This is a genomic window from Bradyrhizobium sp. PUT101 (assembly GCF_052043945.1).
Taxonomy (GTDB): domain Bacteria; phylum Pseudomonadota; class Alphaproteobacteria; order Rhizobiales; family Xanthobacteraceae; genus Bradyrhizobium.
Genome location: NZ_CP197207.1, coordinates 3,031,319 through 3,050,154, shown reverse-complemented (window position 1 = coordinate 3,050,154; position 18,836 = coordinate 3,031,319). Strand labels below are relative to the sequence as shown.

Annotated in this window: 14 protein-coding genes; 8 read left to right on the top strand and 6 right to left on the bottom strand. The window is 64.0% G+C overall.

The features are described from left to right. Position 1: 1 nt before the first annotated feature. The 3 genes from ACSHT2_RS15025 to ACSHT2_RS15015 form a co-directional block, all read right to left on the bottom strand. Entirely contained in the window at positions 2–1,234 is a 1,233-nt protein-coding gene (locus ACSHT2_RS15025; RefSeq protein WP_440642248.1) for an efflux RND transporter periplasmic adaptor subunit, read from the bottom strand. Next, positions 1,231–2,790 (bottom strand): efflux transporter outer membrane subunit, encoded by a 1,560-nt coding sequence (locus ACSHT2_RS15020; protein WP_440642247.1) that lies wholly within the window; start codon positions 2,788–2,790, stop codon positions 1,231–1,233. The genes ACSHT2_RS15025 and ACSHT2_RS15020 overlap by 4 nt, the downstream gene beginning before the upstream one ends. Before the next feature lie 905 nt (positions 2,791–3,695). Further along, entirely contained in the window at positions 3,696–4,079 is a 384-nt protein-coding gene (locus ACSHT2_RS15015) for a hypothetical protein (RefSeq protein WP_440642246.1), read from the bottom strand. Positions 4,080–4,359: 280 nt separating this feature from the next. Between ACSHT2_RS15015 and bamA the strand changes: the two genes are divergently transcribed. Next, entirely contained in the window at positions 4,360–6,873 is a 2,514-nt protein-coding gene (gene bamA / locus ACSHT2_RS15010) for an outer membrane protein assembly factor BamA (RefSeq protein WP_440642245.1), read from the top strand. Between the two features lie 392 nt (positions 6,874–7,265). On the opposite strand, the gene ACSHT2_RS15005 is transcribed toward bamA, so the two are convergent. Genes ACSHT2_RS15005 through ACSHT2_RS14995 form a run of 3 tightly spaced genes read right to left on the bottom strand, consistent with a single transcriptional unit; the run spans position 7,266 to position 11,373 of the window. Then, positions 7,266–7,802: a hypothetical protein gene (locus tag ACSHT2_RS15005; RefSeq protein WP_440642244.1), complete on the bottom strand. Its 537-nt coding sequence runs from the start codon at positions 7,800–7,802 to the stop codon at positions 7,266–7,268. Between the two features lie 13 nt (positions 7,803–7,815). Further along, positions 7,816–9,132 (bottom strand): hypothetical protein, encoded by a 1,317-nt coding sequence (locus tag ACSHT2_RS15000; protein WP_440642243.1) that lies wholly within the window; start codon positions 9,130–9,132, stop codon positions 7,816–7,818. 60 nt (positions 9,133–9,192) lie between these two features. Continuing rightward, positions 9,193–11,373, bottom strand: a complete 2,181-nt coding sequence (locus tag ACSHT2_RS14995; RefSeq protein WP_440642242.1) for a hypothetical protein — start codon at positions 11,371–11,373, stop codon at positions 9,193–9,195. A gap of 747 nt (positions 11,374–12,120) precedes the next feature. Between ACSHT2_RS14995 and ACSHT2_RS14990 the strand changes: the two genes are divergently transcribed. The 7 genes from ACSHT2_RS14990 (at position 12,121) to flgE (ending at position 18,835) form a co-directional block, all read left to right on the top strand. Continuing rightward, positions 12,121–12,819, top strand: a complete 699-nt coding sequence (locus ACSHT2_RS14990) for an RNA polymerase sigma factor (RefSeq protein WP_440642241.1) — start codon at positions 12,121–12,123, stop codon at positions 12,817–12,819. A 145-nt stretch (positions 12,820–12,964) separates the two neighbouring features. Continuing rightward, positions 12,965–13,789: a flagellin gene (locus ACSHT2_RS14985; protein WP_271533577.1), complete on the top strand. Its 825-nt coding sequence runs from the start codon at positions 12,965–12,967 to the stop codon at positions 13,787–13,789. 61 nt (positions 13,790–13,850) lie between these two features. Beyond that, positions 13,851–15,527, top strand: a complete 1,677-nt coding sequence (gene fliD / locus ACSHT2_RS14980) for a flagellar filament capping protein FliD (protein WP_271533575.1) — start codon at positions 13,851–13,853, stop codon at positions 15,525–15,527. After that, on the top strand, positions 15,527–15,955 hold the full coding sequence (locus ACSHT2_RS14975) for a flagellar export chaperone FliS (RefSeq protein WP_271533573.1): 429 nt from the start codon (positions 15,527–15,529) through the stop codon (positions 15,953–15,955). The genes fliD and ACSHT2_RS14975 overlap by 1 nt, the downstream gene beginning before the upstream one ends. Positions 15,956–16,125: 170 nt before the next feature. Next, the gene (locus ACSHT2_RS14970) at positions 16,126–16,398 is read left to right on the top strand and encodes a hypothetical protein (RefSeq protein ID WP_440642240.1); all 273 of its coding nucleotides are present in this window, start codon (positions 16,126–16,128) and stop codon (positions 16,396–16,398) included. A 474-nt stretch (positions 16,399–16,872) separates the two neighbouring features. Beyond that, on the top strand, positions 16,873–17,538 hold the full coding sequence (locus ACSHT2_RS14965) for a flagellar hook assembly protein FlgD (RefSeq protein WP_440642239.1): 666 nt from the start codon (positions 16,873–16,875) through the stop codon (positions 17,536–17,538). 31 nt (positions 17,539–17,569) lie between these two features. Further along, positions 17,570–18,835 carry a flagellar hook protein FlgE gene (gene flgE, locus ACSHT2_RS14960; protein ID WP_271533567.1) on the top strand — a complete coding sequence of 422 codons (1,266 nt, stop codon included), beginning with the start codon at positions 17,570–17,572 and terminating at the stop codon, positions 18,833–18,835. Position 18,836 lies beyond the last annotated feature (1 nt).

The window sequence follows — 18,836 nt, the reverse complement described above, 5'->3', positions numbered from 1 at the left end:
CTCAGAGACCTCCCGGCGGGCCGCCGGACATGCTGCGCGATGCGGTCTGCTCGCTGGCTTCTCCGGTGACGACCCGGTCGCCCTCATCGAGGCCGGACCTGATCTCGACCGTAGTGCGGTCATTGAGTCCGGTCTTGACCTCGCGCTCGCGCACGTCACCCGACGCATCGAGGGTGCGGACGGTGCTGCGGCCGTCGGATTTCCGCATTAGCGCGAGCGCGGGGATGACCTTCACGCGCTTGGCCTCGCCGGTGATGATGTGCACCTCGGCGGTCATGTAGGTCCGCAGCGAGAGATCCCTGTTGGGGACGTTGAAGACGCCGATGTAGTAGATGGCGGTGCTGGTGGAGCTCGATGAGCTCGAACTCGTGCTCGAGCTCGACGTGGTGGTCGAGGAGAAGCTGGCGTCGCTCTTGATCGATTCGGGCGCCGGCTCGATCTGCTCCAGCCTGGCCTCGTAGCGATGGTCCTGGTCGCCGAGGATGGTGAAATACAGCGCCTGGCCCGGCTTGACCTTGACGATGTCGGCCTCGGAGATCTCCGCCCGCACCGTCATGGTCTCTAGCTGGCCGAGCACGACGATGGTCGGAGCGGACTGCACCGCGTTGACCGTCTGTCCCTCCTGCACCACGGTGGCGAGCACCGTGCCGTCGACAGGCGCGGTGATCCTGGTGTAGTCGAGGTTCACTCGCGCCGTCTCGACGCTCGCCTCGGCTCCCACGATCAGGGCTTCGAGCGCGGCGATCTGGGCGCGGGTCTGCCGCACCGTCGAATCCGCGTTGTCGAAATCGCTGCGCGAGGTGGCGCGCTGCGCCAGTGTCGCCTGCTGGCGCGCGAGGTTGGCCTCCGCCAGCACCAACGCGGCTTCCTTCTCCAGTTTCTGCGCGCGGTAGTTCTTGAGCGAAGCTTCCGAACTGCGCAGATCGTTCTGCTTGGTGACGGGGTCGATCTGGGCGATAACGTCGCCGGCCTTGACCCTGTCGCCGACGCGGACATTGAGGGCGGTGATCCGGCCCGACACCTGCGCGCCGACGGCGGTCAGGCGCGCCGGCTTGAGCGTGCCGCTGGCGAGCACCTCCTCGCGCAGATCGCTGACGGTGACCGGCGCGGTGATATAGGACTGTCCCTTGCTCGACGTCGCCGGAAAGCGCATGGCGGCCACCACCCCGGTTGCCACGAGGGCAACCACCGCGGCGGCAATCTTCACGCGCTTGGCGGTGATGATATCAGTCACTTCACCGTCTCCCGGAAGTGTGGACCTGTATTGGTGTCCACGATGATCGGCGTCGATATGTCGACCGGATCGGACCAGCCGCCGCCGAGCGCCTTCGCGAGGGAAATGTAGTCCTTGGCCGCGGACACCTTGCTCTGGATCAGCGAATCCTCAGCCGAATAGAGCGAGCGTTCGGCGTCCAGCACGTCGATGAAGCTCGCGCTGCCGGTCTCGAACAGCGACCGCGACAGCCGGGCGGCCTCGCGATAGTTCTTCGCCGCCTCGGCCAGCTTGGCCGCACGAATGCGCTCCTGCGACAGCGACACCAGCGCGTTCTCGACATCTTCGAGCGCGGTGAGCAGGGTCGAATGGAACGTCGCGAACGCCTGGTCGCGTTGTGCTTCGGCAATCCTGACGGTTGCCAGGCGCTTGCCCGCATCAAAGACCGGCACCGTGACCGAGGGGCCCACCGACCAGCTTACGTTGGAATACTTTGCGAGATCCCCCGCACTCAGCGCAGAGGTGCCGACCGAGCCGGTCAGAGACACCGCAGGATAGCGGTCGGCCTCGGCGGCGCCAATCCTGGCGGTGGCCTGGGCGAGCTTGCGCTCGGCGCTGGCGACGTCGGGGCGGCTCATGAGGAGATCGGCGGGCAGGCCCGTGGGCAACGGCATGCGCGGTGCAGGCACGGGCGCGGACTGTGCCATCAGCGAAGCGACGCCGTCGGGCGGCCGTCCGAGCAGGATGCCGAGCCGGTGAATGTCGGCTGCAAGCGCCGCCTGATAGGTCGGAACGTTCGCCTCCGTGCTCGCGGCTTGTGCGGTCGCCTTGGCGAGATCGACGGCGTTGCCGCTGCCGGCCTCGTATTTGCTGCGGGTGAGCTTTTCGGTGTCGCGCTGCGAGACCGATGTTCGCCGCGCCAGCGCGATCCGCGCCTGGTAGCCACGCGCCTCCACGTAATAGGCGGCGACGTCGCCGATCAGCGTGACGAGGCTATCGCGCAGATCCTCCTCGGCCGATTGTCGCCCGCGCACCGCCGCCTCGATGCTCCGTTGCGTGCCGCCGAACAGGTCGAGCTCCCAGCTCGAATCGAAGCTCGCCTGGTGTAGCGTGTAGGGCGCTGTATCGACGATGGCCGTGGCGGAGCCCGCGCTGGTCTTGTTGTCGGTCACCGAGGCCGAGCCGCTGACGGAGGGAAACAGGCCTGCGCCGGTCTGCTGAACCGTAGCGCGCGCCTCGCGCACGACCGCCTTGGCTTTGGCAACACTGGGGTTGGCTTCGACGGCCTGTTCGATCAGCCGGTTGAGCAGGGGATCGCGCAGGCGCATCCACCAGCGATCCAGCGTGCCGGTTTGCCGCCGGGAAGTCGGTTGTGTGCTCCAGTGCGACGGCATGTCCAGCCCGGGCGGCCCGGCATAATCCGGCCCGACGGCGCAGCCAGCCAGTGCGGCAGCCAACATCAGCGCGACGCAAGCCGATCCGGCGTGCGACAGGGCGGCGCGCAATGGGGACGGCGTCGGGTGATGGTTCTCCTCTGCGGATAGCGCGGGAACTGCGACGAACAAGTGTGACGGCATCAAATCGGCTGAGATCCATGAGCCTTGCCGCGGGACGTGCGGTGGCCCATTGTCCTTCGGAAGGGTAGGATGAACAGGCCCCCAGTAGCCGCGCGATCGTGGCCTTTCGGCAGCCGGAATGTTGCTGAATGTAAACAGATATTGCGGGGCATCTCGCGCCGCCGCACGGTGCCCGCCAGGCAAAACATCGACCCTGTTTTGCCGCTGCGTCAAGCATTCCTTGTGAAAACATTTTGCTTTACCGAAATTCGGATTTGTCGTACGTGCCGCCCGTCCCGGCTCATCCAGGAGGGGCGATCATGAGGTCGTCATTGTCGCGAGCCGGGCTTTGCGGTGGACGCGGCAGCGTCGTGCACGAGAGGTCAAGGGCAGGGCGGATTGCTCTCCGTGAACCCGAGACCGCGTGCGGATGAGCGGCGCTGTCAGGTTTCGTCTCGTCTGTAAGTTTCCGGCTCCGTCGACAGGGCTGGGAAAACTGCGGCGAAATGGCGGGCCGTGCGTACGGCAAAACCGTGTGGTCCTGGCCGTCGTTGCTACGGTCAAGCTCTCGCGGAGGCGGCGCTCGCGTCAACCGGCGCGGTGCCGGTGAATTCCGCGGGAGTGAGGGAGGCCAGAAACGAACTCGGCTCCCGGGAGAGCGCGGCATAAGCCGTCCGACCATCGCGCAGGGAAGGCCGTGTGTTGGGCTTCACCTGTATGCTGCTGTGCGGTCTTCTTGCGCTACATTTTCGCGCAGCGGACCGCGGGTGCCGCCGGCACCCGGCCTTCCCTGCGCCCTTCTGGCTTCATGAGGGTGACAAGACCAAGCAAAGCTCGGGCGAAATCAGCCGCGAGAATGCGAAGGCGTGTCTGGTCAGTGCGAATTGACAAGCGTTGCGGGGCGTCGGGGACAGGAACGAATCCAATCACCAGGAGATCGGGATTCGCTGCGCAAATCCGCCCAGGTCCGAATCCGGGTTCAGGGGCTGACGGTCGAGAGGCCGGTTGTTGTTCGCGCGTGCGAACGACGTGCCCGGCGGCAAGGCGTAGTCGGTGAATTTGCGATCGCCGGGAAGCACTTCGGTCCCGCCATCCAGCCACGACCGCTTGCTCACATAGATGCGCGTATGCGGGCCGGACTGATAGGACCGGTTGGGCCCGTGCGGGCCATACTCATAGACGACCTCATGCGTCGTCTGTTGTCGATCGCGCTTGCGGGTGGCTGCGGCATGGGCGGTGAGGGTGGAGGAGAGGAGGACGACCAGTACCGTTCTGGTCACGACAAGCGCGTTCATCGGCAAATGCCCCATGCGAATTCCTGATGCCGTCGCCTCTCGCACCGACTTCCGAGGCTGTAAAGAATTCAGGCGTTGCGCGATGTTGCTGCGTGCTTGCCCGGTGGGGCTCCGTACGGGCCGCCCGCATGTCGGTCATTCGCGCTGAAGCCTCGTGCGGTCGTCATCGGCGGCCGTATTCGCGCGGCTGATCCGCCAATCAATTTCAACGACCGGAAACAGTACAGCAATCTCAAAGCCACATCGCGGCCACAGGCGTTTCGTTTCAGAGCTAGAGGTGCTCTTGAGGTGTGGAATGTCGGTGTTGCGGGTCTTGCTGATCGCGGTGGCGATGAGTGGTGTATCGATTGCGAGTTCAATTCCGGTCGTGCTGATGCCGCAGCCGGCGGCCGCGCAGGGCGTGGAGACCATCGTGGTCGAAGGTAACCGCCGCGTGGAGGCCGAGACGGTCCGCTCATATTTCAGACCCGGCCCCGGCGGGCGCCTCGATCAATCCGCCCTCGACGACGGACTCAAGGCGTTGATCGGGACAGGCCTGTTCCAGGACGTGAAGATCAGTCAGTCCGGCGGCCGCCTCGTGGTGTCGGTGGTGGAAAATGCCGTGATCGGCCGCATCGCCTTCGAGGGCAACAAGAAGATCAAGGACGAGCAACTCTCGGCCGAGATCCAGTCCAAGCCGCGCGGGACCTTCTCGCGGGCGCTGGTACAATCCGACACGCTGCGCATCGCCGAGATCTACCGGCGCTCGGGCCGCTACGACGTGCGCGTCACGCCCGAGATCATCGAGCAGCCGAGCAGTCGCGTCGATCTCATCTTCACGATCGAGGAGGGGGCCAAGACGCCGGTCAAGTCCGTCGAGTTCATCGGCAATAGCGCCTTCTCGGCCTCGCGACTGCGCGACATCATCAAGACGCATGAAAGCAATCTGCTCAGCTTTCTCGGCAGCAACGACATCTATGATCCCGACCGCGTCGAGGCCGATCGCGACCTGATTCGTCGCTTCTATCTCAAGAACGGCTTCGCCGACGTCCAGGTCGTCGCCGCGCTCACTGAATACGATCCGGAGAAGAAAGGCTTTCTCGTCACCTTCAAGATCGAGGAAGGACAGCAATACCGGGTCGGATCGGTGAGTTTCCGCTCCAGCATTCCCAATTTCGACGCGAACTCGCTGCGCGTCTATTCGCGCGTCCATGTCGGTTCGCTCTACAACGTCGAATCGGTCGAGAAGTCGACCGAAGACATGCAGATCGAGGCCTCGCGCCGCGGCTACGCCTTTGCCTTGGTCCGTCCCGCCGGCGACCGCAGTTTCGAGGCGCACACCGTCTCCGTCGTGTTCAATATCGACGAAGGCCCGCGAACCTATATCGAGCGCATCAACCTGCGCGGTAATACGCGCACACGCGACTACGTGATCCGCCGCGAATTCGATCTCTCAGAGGGCGACGCCTACAACCGCGCGCTGGTCGATCGTGCCGAGCGGCGTCTGAAGAACCTCGACTATTTCAAGAGCGTGAAGATCACGACCGAGCCGGGCTCGTCGAGTGACCGCGTCATCCTGATCGTCGACATGGAAGAGAAATCGACCGGTGACTTCTCGATCTCGGGCGGTTACTCCACCACCGACGGCGCGCTGGCCGAAGTGTCGGTCTCCGAGCGCAACCTGCTCGGTCGCGGTCTCTACGGCAAGGTCTCGGTCAGCTACGGTCAATATTCCCGCGGAATATCGCTGTCCTTCGTCGAGCCTTATCTGCTCGACTACCGGCTGGCGCTCGGATTTGACACCTATTGGCGCCAGCAATTGTCGAACAGCTATACGAGCTACGGCGTGACGACGCTGGGCTTTTCTCCGCGCCTGGGCTTTGCGTTGCGCGAGGACCTCTCACTCCAGCTCCGCTATTCGCTCTATCAGCAGAGCATCACGCTCGCCAGCGCCTACAACAATTGCAACAACAACGCGTCGAACACGTCGCTGGCCTTCAATCCGACGCCGGCCTACATCAAGAGCGTCCTGGGCGGCGTGGACCCGACCAATTCCACGGATTCGGGCGTTTACGGATACGGCTGCTATGGCGACGGTGAGTCGAGCCTGCCGGTCCGGCGAGAGCTGGCGAACGGCGCAACCTGGACGTCGGCGCTCGGCTACACGCTGAACTACAACACGCTCGACAACACCAAGAACCCCACCGACGGCTTGCTGGTCGACTTCAAGCAGGATTTTGCGGGTGTCGGCGGTGACGTCACCTATCTGAAAACGGCGTTGGACACCAAGTACTACACGTCGCTCGTGTCCGATATCGTCAGCGTGATCCATCTCCAGGGCGGTCTCCTCAGCAAGCTCGGCAACCAGGACCTGCGCATGCTGGATCACTTCCAGATGGGCCCCAACCTCGTGCGCGGCTTCGCTTCCAACGGCATCGGTCCGCGCGACATCACCTATTGGAGCCTGGGCGCGAGCGGCGATGCGCTTGGCGGCACGAAATACTGGGGCGCGTCGATGGAGTTGCAGATGCCGTTCTGGTTCCTGCCCAAGGAAGTCGGCCTGAAGGGCGCGGTCTATGCCGATGCCGGATCGCTCTGGGGCTACCAGGGTCCGACCTCATGGTCGGCCACCGGCGAAGTCAACACCAAGGCGTGCCCGACCTGCGGACTGCAATATGACGACGGCAGTACGGTGCGATCGTCCGTCGGCGTCGGCCTGATCTGGGCCTCGCCGTTCGGGCCGCTGCGCTTCGACTACGCCGTGCCGCTGACGAAGGGCAAATACGACACGGTTCAGGAGTTCAGGTTTGGGGGTGGCACTTCGTTCTAGTTGGACGCCCGCCGCTGCATGTCGAGAGAGGATCGCGTCAATCTAGGAGAGAGCCGCGAGCATTGGCAGGCCAACGAGATCCAGCGAAAGCGAAGCGCTCATTTGGGCGTGGCAGAGTTCGACGGCAGTCCAAGCCATGACCGCCTTCATCGATGGTCATCGTGGAGGGTCTGGGGGCCAGGTAATGCGGAGGGTCTTGCCGATCGCCCCGTCGAACGCCACGCTCACATGAGCAGGCGGCGCGCCAGCATCGATGTCGATGCCAGTGTCGGAGAATTGGGCATGCGGAATTGCGCGACTGCGGCCTTGCCGTGCGGGCGCTGGACGATCGCGATCGCGGCGCCGGAGCACCGCCTAGCGCTCCACGCAGCCTCGCATCGCGCTGGCGGCCCTTAGTTCATCATCGCGAGCGCCGGACGCCGGCTTTCGCTGGACTCGATGATGCCGGGGAGATCGGTGGCCTCGCCGGCGATCATGCCCGACATCTGCCAGAACAGGTACGCAAGGCGAGAGAACACCATCCGCTCGCGCTCGGCAGCAACGGTGCCGTCAGGAATCGTCACGGTCTCCAGGCCGACCACCTTCTTGAAGTCCGGCCAGATCATCATCGACTGCGCGATCACGGAATAGCAGCGCGGATCCTCGTCGCACTCGTCGGGCGCCGGCGGCAAGCCCGGATATTGCGTCGGCGCGACGTAGAATTTGTAGGCACCATAGCCGAGCCGGAGCAGGAATTTTTCCGGGACGGCGACGTCGGCGGCAAACGACACCAGCCGAGCCTCGCCCAGCACGTCGGCTTCGATCGCGCTGAGGTCGGACGCGCGCAGCGCCGAGCAGAAGGTCAATCCGCGATTGTGTTCGCGGAGCAGATTGGCCAGCGGCGGCTGCTGTTGCACGGTGTCGGTGAGCAGGATGATGGTCTTGAGCATCGTGAGGTGTCCGTCAGGGGAAGAGGTGGCGTGCGGTCATGAGCGCTTCGTCGGAGCCGTGGGTCGCAAAGAAGTCGTTGGCAATGCGCTGTCCCGGTGCGATCTCCAGGATGCGGTAGCGCGCCTGGGCGGCGGCTTCGCGGGCGGCCCCGACGTCATCCTGCCAGGCGCAGAGGGACAGCTCGAGCCGGCCGTAGCCGCCGCAATTGGCGGCATAGGCGCCCGTCACGGCTTCCACGGTCGCGGCCACCGCGCCGGCGTCACAGGCCGAGACGTCGCGCAGGATCACGGCGATGCCGGTGCCGGTCTCGGCTTTCGAGGTCATGACCATGAAGGCGTCGCGAGCGCCGGTACGTCCGGCGCGGCGGGCTGCGCGCGCGATACCGGCAAAGCCGGGATCGGGACCGAGCTCCAGCGTCGTCGTTTGCTGGTCGTGCAGGATCGTGGCACGCATCGCGCCGAGGTCACCCTTCAGCGCGTGGTAGGAGCGCGGCAGCCAGACGGTGTCGAGAGGCGTTTGGGACGATGTCAGGCTCCAGGCCTGGTCGAGCAGATAGCCTTCCCAGATCGCAGGATAGGACGCGGCGAGTTGCTGCCACGCGCGCAGCATCATCTCCGCAGCCTTGGTGCGGCCGAGATAGAGCGTGCGCGCCGACATCTCCCAGCGATTCCACTTGTGCAAGGCCACGTCGCAGCCGAGGAAGGACGGCAGCAGCGGCGCCTCGCGCAGCACCGCGCCGGCTTCGACGAACAGCAGCGGCTCGCGATATTTGTTCCACATCCGCATCATGAACTCGGCCTTTTCGAAGCAGAGGATGCGGTCGTTGAGCTGGGTTTCGACCGGCTCGATATGGCAGGCGAGGTCAAACCGTTCGAGCGAATGCCGGAGCGCGAAGGCCGCGGTTGCATCGCCGCCGCGCGGATGGCAGGAGACGATCCGCGGACGGACGGTGGATGAATCGGCGGCGGAGAGGAATTTCGACCAGCCGATGCCGCCCCACCACATCTCGTGCGGGCCGTCCGCGCCGCAGGGGCCGACAGTGCCGAACTCGGTCAGCTTGGACTTGAGGAAGTCGAAGCCGGGGTTCTCGCCTCTGGGAATGACGACGGCGCAGCCGGGCGTTAGCGAGCGGTAGAACAGTTCGGCGGCCGCCCCGCTTGGCGGCTCCTTGAGGATGATGACGCCGCTCCCCCGGCCCTCGCTGAAATCGTGGAGCGGCGCGCCGTACTGCTTGACCAGCCAGTCCAGGCGGTCGCGCTGGGCCCGGCCGAGCTTCACGCCGTCGGATTGCAACGGCCGATCAAGGTTTTCGCGCGTCTCGTCCGTCAATTCCGTACCCCCGGTCTCAGCCCTTGGACTTCAACGGTCGAGGCGATGCGATCAGGCGGACTATCTGGGATGGGCGCCAAGTGGCGTAATTGCCACGGAGTAGATCGCGATATCGTCAGTCATGGGGGCGACCGGGATCAGCAGGCAGCCATCCTCGCTTTCGGCGCGATAATGGTCGCCGTTCCGCTCAATTTTGGCAAAGACCAGGCTCTCAGCCGCGATGCCGACCACGTTCTGGCTTTCCGCGGCGTCGCGGACATCGGCGGCGCTCTGCATCGTCACGCCATGCAAAAGCCCTTCGGCGGCGAATTTGGGCAGCGGCAGGGCGATCATGGCGATGCCCATCGCACGCGAGACCGGAATACGGACGCGCAGCTCGCCGAGGCCGGTGTGGTGAACTGTCACCGTCTCCAGCGTCGCTTCGCCGTTCCCGCGAAACAATCCGACCTGGACCGGGCCGCAGGCCCTCTCCTCGAAGACGTCGGCCGGCAGGCGGTTGGCACCGAACAGCGTGTAGAGATAGGAGTGGGACGCCGACAGGCGCGCAAAGCAGCCCGCAAGCCACATCGGCGGTGCCGATGTCGTGCAGGCGGCTGAGAGGCCGCGGGCGGTGATCTGCCGACGGATGAAGTCGCCGTCGATCATTGGCGCCAGCGCATGGGTGCCGAGATTGACGTCGTGCTTCAGTTCGCCCAGCAGCGCCAGCTCGTCCTCGTCCGGCAGCAGCAGAAGCCGGGCCAAGGTCGCCACGCACCAGCGCGCGGCGACATCGGGCGCGGCATAGGGACTCACACGGAAATCCACCGCGACCCCTTCTGCGCTTTCCGCAAAGGCCAGCGCGCCGGCCTGGATGTCAGCAGCCAGCGTGATCTGGCTTGTGGGTCGCGGATTGATCTCCCGCAGGACCGTGCCGCCGTCATAGTCCCGAACCGAACCGTCGGCCGAACAGCAGACCTGCTCCAGCAGCGCAATGTTGCGGATCAGCATGCGCTTGACATGGGGCGTGACTACGAGGTCGGAGATGAAGCCTGTGGCGCTGTCCTCCTCGGCGACGTCGTCGAAGGCGTCATCGAGCGAGATCAGATAAGCGCCGTGGAGGCGAATATTGAGGCCTTCCAGCTCGAATATCCGACGCAGCGCCTTCTGCACGCTCCCGGAATAGCCGAGATCGGCGAGCACGAGATCGGTGCAGTCGTCGAAGCCTGGGATCGCGTGACGCAGATGGGAAAGCAACCCCGCGCGCAGGCCTGCTGCGAGCTCGACGATCGCATCCGCCTCCATCAACTCGGGCAGCGCCTCGGCAATCTCCAGGCCGGTCACGATGCCGTCGGGCGACTTCGCAAAGAACGCGGCGACCTTCGGGGGCAGGAGCTTCATCATGTCGCGAAAGGTCGGAGCGTCGATCTTCAGGATCTTGCTCAGAAGATCGATGATCGGCTGCATCGTGTCGGCGGAGGCGATCAGGCTGACGCGGCGGTTGATCTCGATATAGGCCGAGGTCATGCCGTGCAGCTGCTGCCAGATCCGGTGTGACAGAAAGCCGTCGCGGCCGAGGAAGCCGAGGGCGACCTTTCGGCCGGGGCCCGCGACCTCTTCGCAGCGCCGGGCAACAAAGGCATCGAAGGCCGTCATCCCCGGGCCGAGCACTGTCACTCCCAGATGGAAGGCCGGCGACCTCTCGGCGCCGCGCGCGGCGACCATGCGCCGCAAAGTGCGTGCGCCGTGATCGAGCCGAGACGGTGCCCCCGTGCACAACAGCTCGAACAGCGCGGTCTCGCGCTGAAATTTCGCTGCAAGCTCGGCGGTGGCCTGCGGATAGTAGCGCGGGCGAATGCCGTGGCGCTTCGCGCCCCTGATGTCGGCCTTGTCATTGTCGCCGACGTGAAAGGAGGCGCTGGCGTCGATGCTCTGCTCCGACAGATACGTCGCGAACAGCGACCCGCTCTTGCTGCTGCCGTGGTCGCAGGATGCGTAGAGAAAGTCCCAGCTCAGTCCGGGATGGCAAGCCCGCAGCAATCGCGCCAGCCGGTCGGAATCCCAATAGGTGTCGGAGATGAATCCGACGCGGTAGCCCGCGCGTTTCATGTCCAGATATTTCCCAAGCATGTCCGGATTGGCGCGGCAGAGCTCGATCTCCGCCGCAAACTCCGATGCGACCAGATCTGTCAGATCGCTGCGCGCCAGACCGAAGAGCCTGAACGGAAAATAGGAATAGATCTCGTCGATGTGCACTTCGCCCACGCCGCGTTTCTCCTTCGCTGTCCGGCGTGCACGCGATTCGGCCTGGATGCGATGCTGAACGAAACTCGCGGAAACATTTGGACAAGATCTTGAAATGCCAGAAAGCTCATAAGTCCTTTCAAATACGCCATCTGGCGTCGTGCAGGCGCGAAGCAGAAATGTATCGAAAACATCGAACGACCAAGCAGAAACAATTTGCGCGCGGCGCGCGGCGCCAGTCGTTGCGATCGTCATGCCAGTAATCCCCGCCAATCAGAGCGATTAACGTGCCTGCGCGTGAGGTCAGGCGCCGCGCGAGCGAAAAAAGTTCACGCGCGATTCAAAATCGCATTCGTCGCGACTGACAGATCGAAAAAAATCGTTAGGTTCGAAAAAGGTGATTCGGAAAAAATTGCCGGGTGCGGAAGTCGTCTCGCGTTCATTCACACTCGGAAACAATCGTCTCTTCATGCACCAAGCGCGTGTCGCGCTTGATCACCTAGTGCCGCGTAATGTCAGCGTTTTCTCTCGACGACATCTGTTCAGGATGGACGATCCGCCATGGCGCGAGACGATGTGATGATTGCAGGTGCGACGCGCGAGATGATCGCGCAACCGGCAATTATTGCCCGGCACTCGGCAAAAATGACCAGATAACATCTTGAAAAACAAAAGAAATTCCCCGCCTGGATTGCTTTCGCCCCGCGTTCAACGCTTGGAAGCCGTGTGGCATGGGCGCCGCCGGCATTGCGGGTTGGAGGTTGCGGGATGAGTTACGCTGCTGATGTCTGGGCTCCCGCCGAGGTCGAGATTGCGACGACGGTGCCGGTCGAAGCTAAGGTGCCGATGATGCCGTCCGCGCCGCTCGCGCCGGACGGCACGCCCGATACCGCCGATGTCGTCTACGACGAGGACAGCGAACTCCTGGACAGGCTCGCTACCGGCGACGAAGTCGCATTCCGCATGCTGGTCGAGCGTCACATCGATCGCTCCTATGCCATTGCGTTGCGTATCGTCGGCAACGCCGCGGACGCCGAGGACGTGGTGCAGGATTCAATGCTCAAGATATGGAGCCATCGCGGACGCTGGCAACACGGCCGCGCCAAATTCTCGACCTGGCTCTACCGTGTCGTCTCCAATCGCTGCATCGATCTGCGTCGCAAGCCGCGCACCGAAAACGTCGAGGCCGTGCCGGAAGTCGCCGACAGTCAGCCCGGCGCCGTCGAGCTCATCGAGCGCAATGAGCTGAACGACATGCTGGAGCTCGCGATGCAGCGCTTGCCCGAGCAACAGCGCATCGCGGTGATCCTGTCCTACCACGAGAGCATGAGCAACGGCGAGATTGCCCAGGTGATGGATACAACCGTCGCCGCCGTCGAGTCGCTGCTCAAGCGCGGCCGCCAGCAGCTTCGCCAGCTCCTGCGCAAGCACGAGCGCGACATCCGCACCGCGTTTACCGACTGCTAACCATAAAAATCGCCTCGCGAAGATTTTCGCGCCTGATCTCCTCGCGCTCCGCCGTTTGAGCGAACGGACGGGGCTGCGGTCCGCGTCGTCGTAAGTCGATTCCCACGAAGCGGCACGCCGTGCCCATCAATATTAGGAGCTTCAGATGCCCGCAATCAACACCAACACTGCCGCCAATGCGGCGGTCCGCTACCTCAACATCAACTCCGCGCAGGAAACCAGCTCGCTCTCGAAGCTGTCGAGCGGCTCGCGTATCACCTCCGCATCCGACGACGCCGCCGGCCTTGCGATCTCCACCCGCATCTCCTCGGACGTCACCACCTTGCAGCAGGCTGCGACCAACGCCTCGCAGGCCACCGCGATCCTGCAGACTGCTGACGGCGGCGCCTCCAACATCTCCGACATTCTTGCACGCATGAAGTCGCTGGCGTCGGAATCGGCTTCGGGCACCGTGACGGACTCCAGCCGCGCCTACATCAACTCGGAGTTCTCGCAGCTGACGGCTCAAATCGACTCGATCGCGTCCGGCACCCGCTATTCCAGCCAAAGCCTGCTCGACGGCTCGAGCGTGTTCGCCTCCGGCGTCTCCGTTCTGGTCGGCTCCTCGGGCTCGGATACCATCACCATCACTCTCACGAGCCTCACGGCCTCTTCGCTCGGCGTGTCTTCGCTCGACGTGAGTACGCTGTCGGACGCGACCTCGGCGTTGACCGCGCTGGATACGGCGATCGACACGGTCTCCGCGGCCCGTGCCAGCATCGGCGCCCAGGAGTCCCGCTTCAATTTCAGCGCCGACTCGATCTCGACCCAGACCCAGAACCTGCAGTCGGCGAACTCGGCGATCGAGGACGTCGATATCGCGGCCGAACAGTCCAAGCTTTCCTCCGCGGAGGTGAAGACCCAGGCCGCGGTGTCAGCGCTGGCGGCGGCGAACCAGATGCCCCAGTACCTGCTCAAGCTGCTGGGCTGATGATGATCCGGGCGGGCCGGCATGATGCCGGCCCGCCCACTACCAGGGATATTCAGGCAAAGTGACCAGCGTCAGTTCGACCAGCAGCACAAGTTCGGGCGTCACCGTCACCACGAGCGGGACCACCAATTCGAGCAGCATTGATTGGTCTGCGCTGATCCAGTCCGCCGTCGATGCGAAGACCGCGCAGGCGGACACGATCTCGACGACGATCACGAACAACGAGGCCAAGATCTCGGCCTACCAGACGCTCCAGAGCGATCTGAAGACGCTGTACTCCGGCTTGGCGTCGCTTTCGACTGCGGTGGTCAACTCGCTGTCCACCAGCGCCTTTGCGACGCGCGCGGCGAGCATCGGCTCGACCGGCGACGTCAGCGCCTCCTCGGCGCTCTCGATGAGCATCAAGAACGGGGCCGCGATCGGCGACCACACGCTGACGATCAGCCAGATCGCCACCGCGCAGAAGGTGTCCGGTGCCTCGCAATCGAGCCAGACCGACGAGCTCGGCTATTCCGGCACGTTTTCCATCGGTCTGGAGGGCGGGGCTACGTCCGACATCACCGTCACCAGCACGATGTCGCTACAGGACGTCGTCGATACCATCAATGCGCAGACCTCGACCACCAACGTCCAGGCCTCCATCGTGCAGGTGTCCAGCACGTCATTCCAGATGGTGCTGACCGGCACCGCGGATGCGGCGGACATCACCTATTCCAGCACGTCCGGCGACGACATCATGAACAAGCTCGGCGTGACCGACAGCTCGGGCAGCTTCACCAACGTCATCCAGGAGGCGCAGTCGGCCGAATTCACGCTGGACGGCATTTCGATGACCCGCGACACCAACGACATCACCGACGTTCTGAGCGGGGTCACCTTCAGCCTGCTCCAGGCGACGCCGGACGGAACCTCGCTGAACATCAGTATCGAGACCGACACCAGCCAGATCCAATCGGCGCTGGAGACCTTCGTCACCAACTACAATGCCTTTCGTGACGAGGTCATCGCCCAGCAGACGACCGCGACCGACGGCACCGCAGATTCGAGCGCGGTCCTGTTCGGCGACGGAACCATGCGCAACATCATGGATGCGCTCCAGAACGCCCTGAACAGCACCGTGGGCGGCATGACGATGGCCGATCTCGGCCTGTCCTTCAACGAGAAGAACGAGCTCGAGCTCGACACCAGCACGCTGTCGGAGATCCTGAGCACCAACCTGAGCGGCGTGACCGAACTGCTGTCGGCGCAAACCACGACGTCGTCGAGCCAGCTCAGCGTCGTCAATACCGGTACGTCGCCGCAATCCTTCACCCTGGAACTGACCGTCGATTCCGACGGCAACCTGTCCTCGGCCTCGGTCGGCGGCGACTCCTCGCTGTTTACCGTCAGCGGCACCACGATCATCGGTGCATCCGGCTCGATCTATGCCGGCATGGCCTTCACCTATAGCGGCTCGACCTCGCAGTCGATCACGGTAACCTCGACCACCGGGATTGCATCGCAGATCTACGAGATTGCGAAGGACTATTCGTCTTCGACCGGCGCACTGCAGACGCAAATCACCAGTCTGACGACGCGCGACGACGAGCTCCAGCAGAAGGTCGATGATATCAACAGCGCCGCGGCGACGCTGCAGTCGCAGCTGCAGACGCAGTACGCGAAATACCAAGCCGCGATCGAGAGTGCGAACAGCACGCTCGATTATCTCAAGGCCCTGCTCAACAGCTCGAGTGATTGATGATGCATAATCCGATGGCGTACATGGCCAACCAGGCCTATCGGGGAACGGCAACGATTGTGCCGCCGCTCAAGGCGGTCTCGATGCTGCTTGGTGGCACGATCACGTCTCTCCAGAAATCGCTCGCCGCCCAGGAGGCAAGGCGTTTCGAGGAAGGGCACGAGCACCTGATGAAGGCGACCGCGATCCTGCGTGGGCTCAGCCACAACCTCGATTTCGCCAAAGGCGGCGACGTGGCGGAGCGGCTGTTCCAGACCTACAACGCGATGATCCTGGCGAGCCACAAAGCCTATGGCCGTCCGCACGCCCGCCAAAGTTTCGGCCGCATCATCGCCGGGCTGACCGAACTGCGGGAGGCCTGGGAGTTCGTCGACACGACCGTGCGGGGCGGCAAGCCTGGGCCAGCCGATTCGGCCCGCAAGGGCTGAAGACGTCTGCCCTAATGCGACGCGGGGGAGGGCAGGCGTCATCCAGCCCGCCGTTTCCGTCGCTTTCCGCAGTGCTGCGGCGCTTTTGGCGGCCGAGGCCGCCGAAATCCGGTTTCCGCCGCGCCTGCAATGCTTTATGACGGGCCTGACCGAGGCGGGATCGGCGGGCGATGGACGTCACCGAGTTTGAGGAACTGATCGATCGGCTGGGCGAGGATCTCTCCCTCTGGCCCGACGACCGGCGCTTGCCCGCCGAAGCGTTGCTGGCGCGGTCGTCCGCTGCGCAGGCCCTGCTGGAAGAGGCGCGTATGCTGCGCCGTGCGTTCGCGGCACCGCCAATGCGCGCGCCAGCAGGCCTCGCCGACCGCATCGTCGCTGCGGCAGCGAAAATGCAGGATGACACTGCCGAGCCGCGCACCGAGGGCGAGACGGCGGGGAGCTGAGCGGCTCTTTTTCTCACATCGACTGCCAGACCATGATCCGGAAAAGCGTGCAGCGGCTTTCCGAAAAAGATCATGCTCAAACAATACTTCATCCAGATATCATCGCGCTTTGGACGTCCTCATGCCCGGGCTTGTCCCGGCATCCACGTTCTTCGTGCTGCGCGGCGAGGCGTGATGGCCGGGACAAGCCGCCACGACGCTCTGGAAGCATCGGCGCCCCCAACGCTCACATCGTGAACGATGGCTTTGCCGCAGCCGAAGCAAGAGCAGCTCCGTCGCCGCAACGAACTACCTTGACCTCGTCGCTCCTCTAACACCCGCCCACACACGGCAGATTTTGCCGTGTCGAATGCCGTTCTCGCGCGCGTGAATCGCCGCCTGAATCCGCACGCCCACCCGTTTCATCAGCACACAGATTTCAAGCGCCGCGAGCCGACACTGGTCGCCGGCAGCAAAAGAAGGCCGGAGTCTCCGATGACCGTTTCCGCCGTGAGTTCTGCAACGACTGCGACCACGACATCGTCGTCTTCGAGCACGTCGTCCAACTCGACGCTGACATCCAGCGATTTCCTGACCCTGCTGGTCAGCGAGTTGCAGAACCAGAATCCGCTGGATGCGACCTCGACCACCGACCTCGTCAATCAGCTCACCTCCTACGCCAATTTCACCTCGCAGCAGTCGATCAACTCCAACTTGTCGTCGCTGGCGAGCTCGTTCTCGAGCCTCGTGACGTTGAACTCGGTGAACTATATCGGCCACACCGTCGAGGCGAAGTCCGATACGGCGACCTTGAGCAACGGCGCGGCGACCTATGGCTACTCGCTGTCGTCGACCGCTTCGGACGTCTCGATCAGCATCTCGGATTCCTCCGGGAACGTCGTCTACACCGGCACCGGCACCGGCAACTCCGGCTCCAACAGCTTCACCTGGGACGGCAAGGATTCGAGCGGCAACCAGCTCTCCGACGGTGGCAAATACACCATCTCGGTGACGGCGACGGACACCGCCGGCAACTCGGTTCTCAACTACACGACCGTCAGCGGTACGGTGACCGGCATCGATACCTCGACGTCCACGCCCTCGCTCACGGTGAATGGTGTCGCCGTCAGCGCCGCCAACATCCTCGGCGTCACATCCTGATCTCACGTCCTGATTTCCTCGGAGCTTCATCATGAGTCTCACCGGCGCATTGTCATCGGCGATCTCGGCGCTCAACGCCCAGAGCCAGTCCCTGTCGATGATCAGCGACAACATCGCCAACTCCGACACCACCGGCTACAAGACCACCTCGGCGATGTTCGACTCGCTCGTGACCGCCTCCAGCAATACGACCTCCTACGCTTCCGGCGGCGTCACCGTCTCGGGCCGCGCCAACATCACCCAGCAGGGCCTGCTCGCCGCGACCTCCAACGCCACGGACGTCGCAATCCAGGGCTCCGGCTTCTTTGTGGTGACCGACGCCAAGTCGGGCGGCACGGTCGCCTATACCCGCAACGGCGCCTTCACGACCGACAATGCCGGCTATCTCCAGAACAACGGCTATTATCTCGAGGGATGGCGCACCGATGCTGATGGCAATGTCGTCGGCAATGAATCGGCGGGCAATCTCGAAGCCATCAACACCCAGGTCGCCTCGACCAGCGGCAGCGCCACCACCAAGACCACGATCGCTGCGAACCTGCCGTCGGACGCCGCGACGGGCGACACCTACACCAGTTCGGTGACGGTCTACGATTCGCTCGGCGCGGCGAACTCGATGCAGGTTACCTGGACCAAGAGCGGTGCCAATACCTGGAGCGCGAGCTTCGCCAATCCGACCTCGGCATCGGATACCACGACTGCGACCGGCACGGCGTCAGGCACGATCGACATCACTTTCAACAGCGACGGTTCGCTCGCCAGCACCAATCCTGACCCGGCCACCGTCTCGATCACCGGCTGGACCGACGGTGCGGCGGACAGCACCATCACCATGAATCTCGGAACCGCCGGCAAGACCGACGGCCTCACGCAATATGCCTCGGGTGAAACCACGCCGTCAGTCAACGTCACCAGCATCGATTCGGATGGCCTGTCCTACGGCAAGCTGTCGAGCGTCTCGATCGGTGACGACGGCATCGTCAACGCGACCTATTCCAACGGCCAGACCATCGCGATCTACAAGATCGCGGTGGCGACCTTCGCCGATCCCAACGGGCTCGCCGCCTCCAGCAACGGCATCTATTCAGCGACGGTGACGTCGGGCAACGCCGCGCTGCAGGGCTCCGGAGAGAACGGCGCGGGCACGATCTACGGCAGCGAGCTGGAGTCTTCGACCACCGACACCTCCAGCCAGTTCTCGAGCATGATCTCGGCGCAACAGGCGTACTCCGCCGCGTCCCAGGTCGTCTCCACCGTCAACAAGATGTACGACACCCTGATCTCGGCGATGAGGTGAG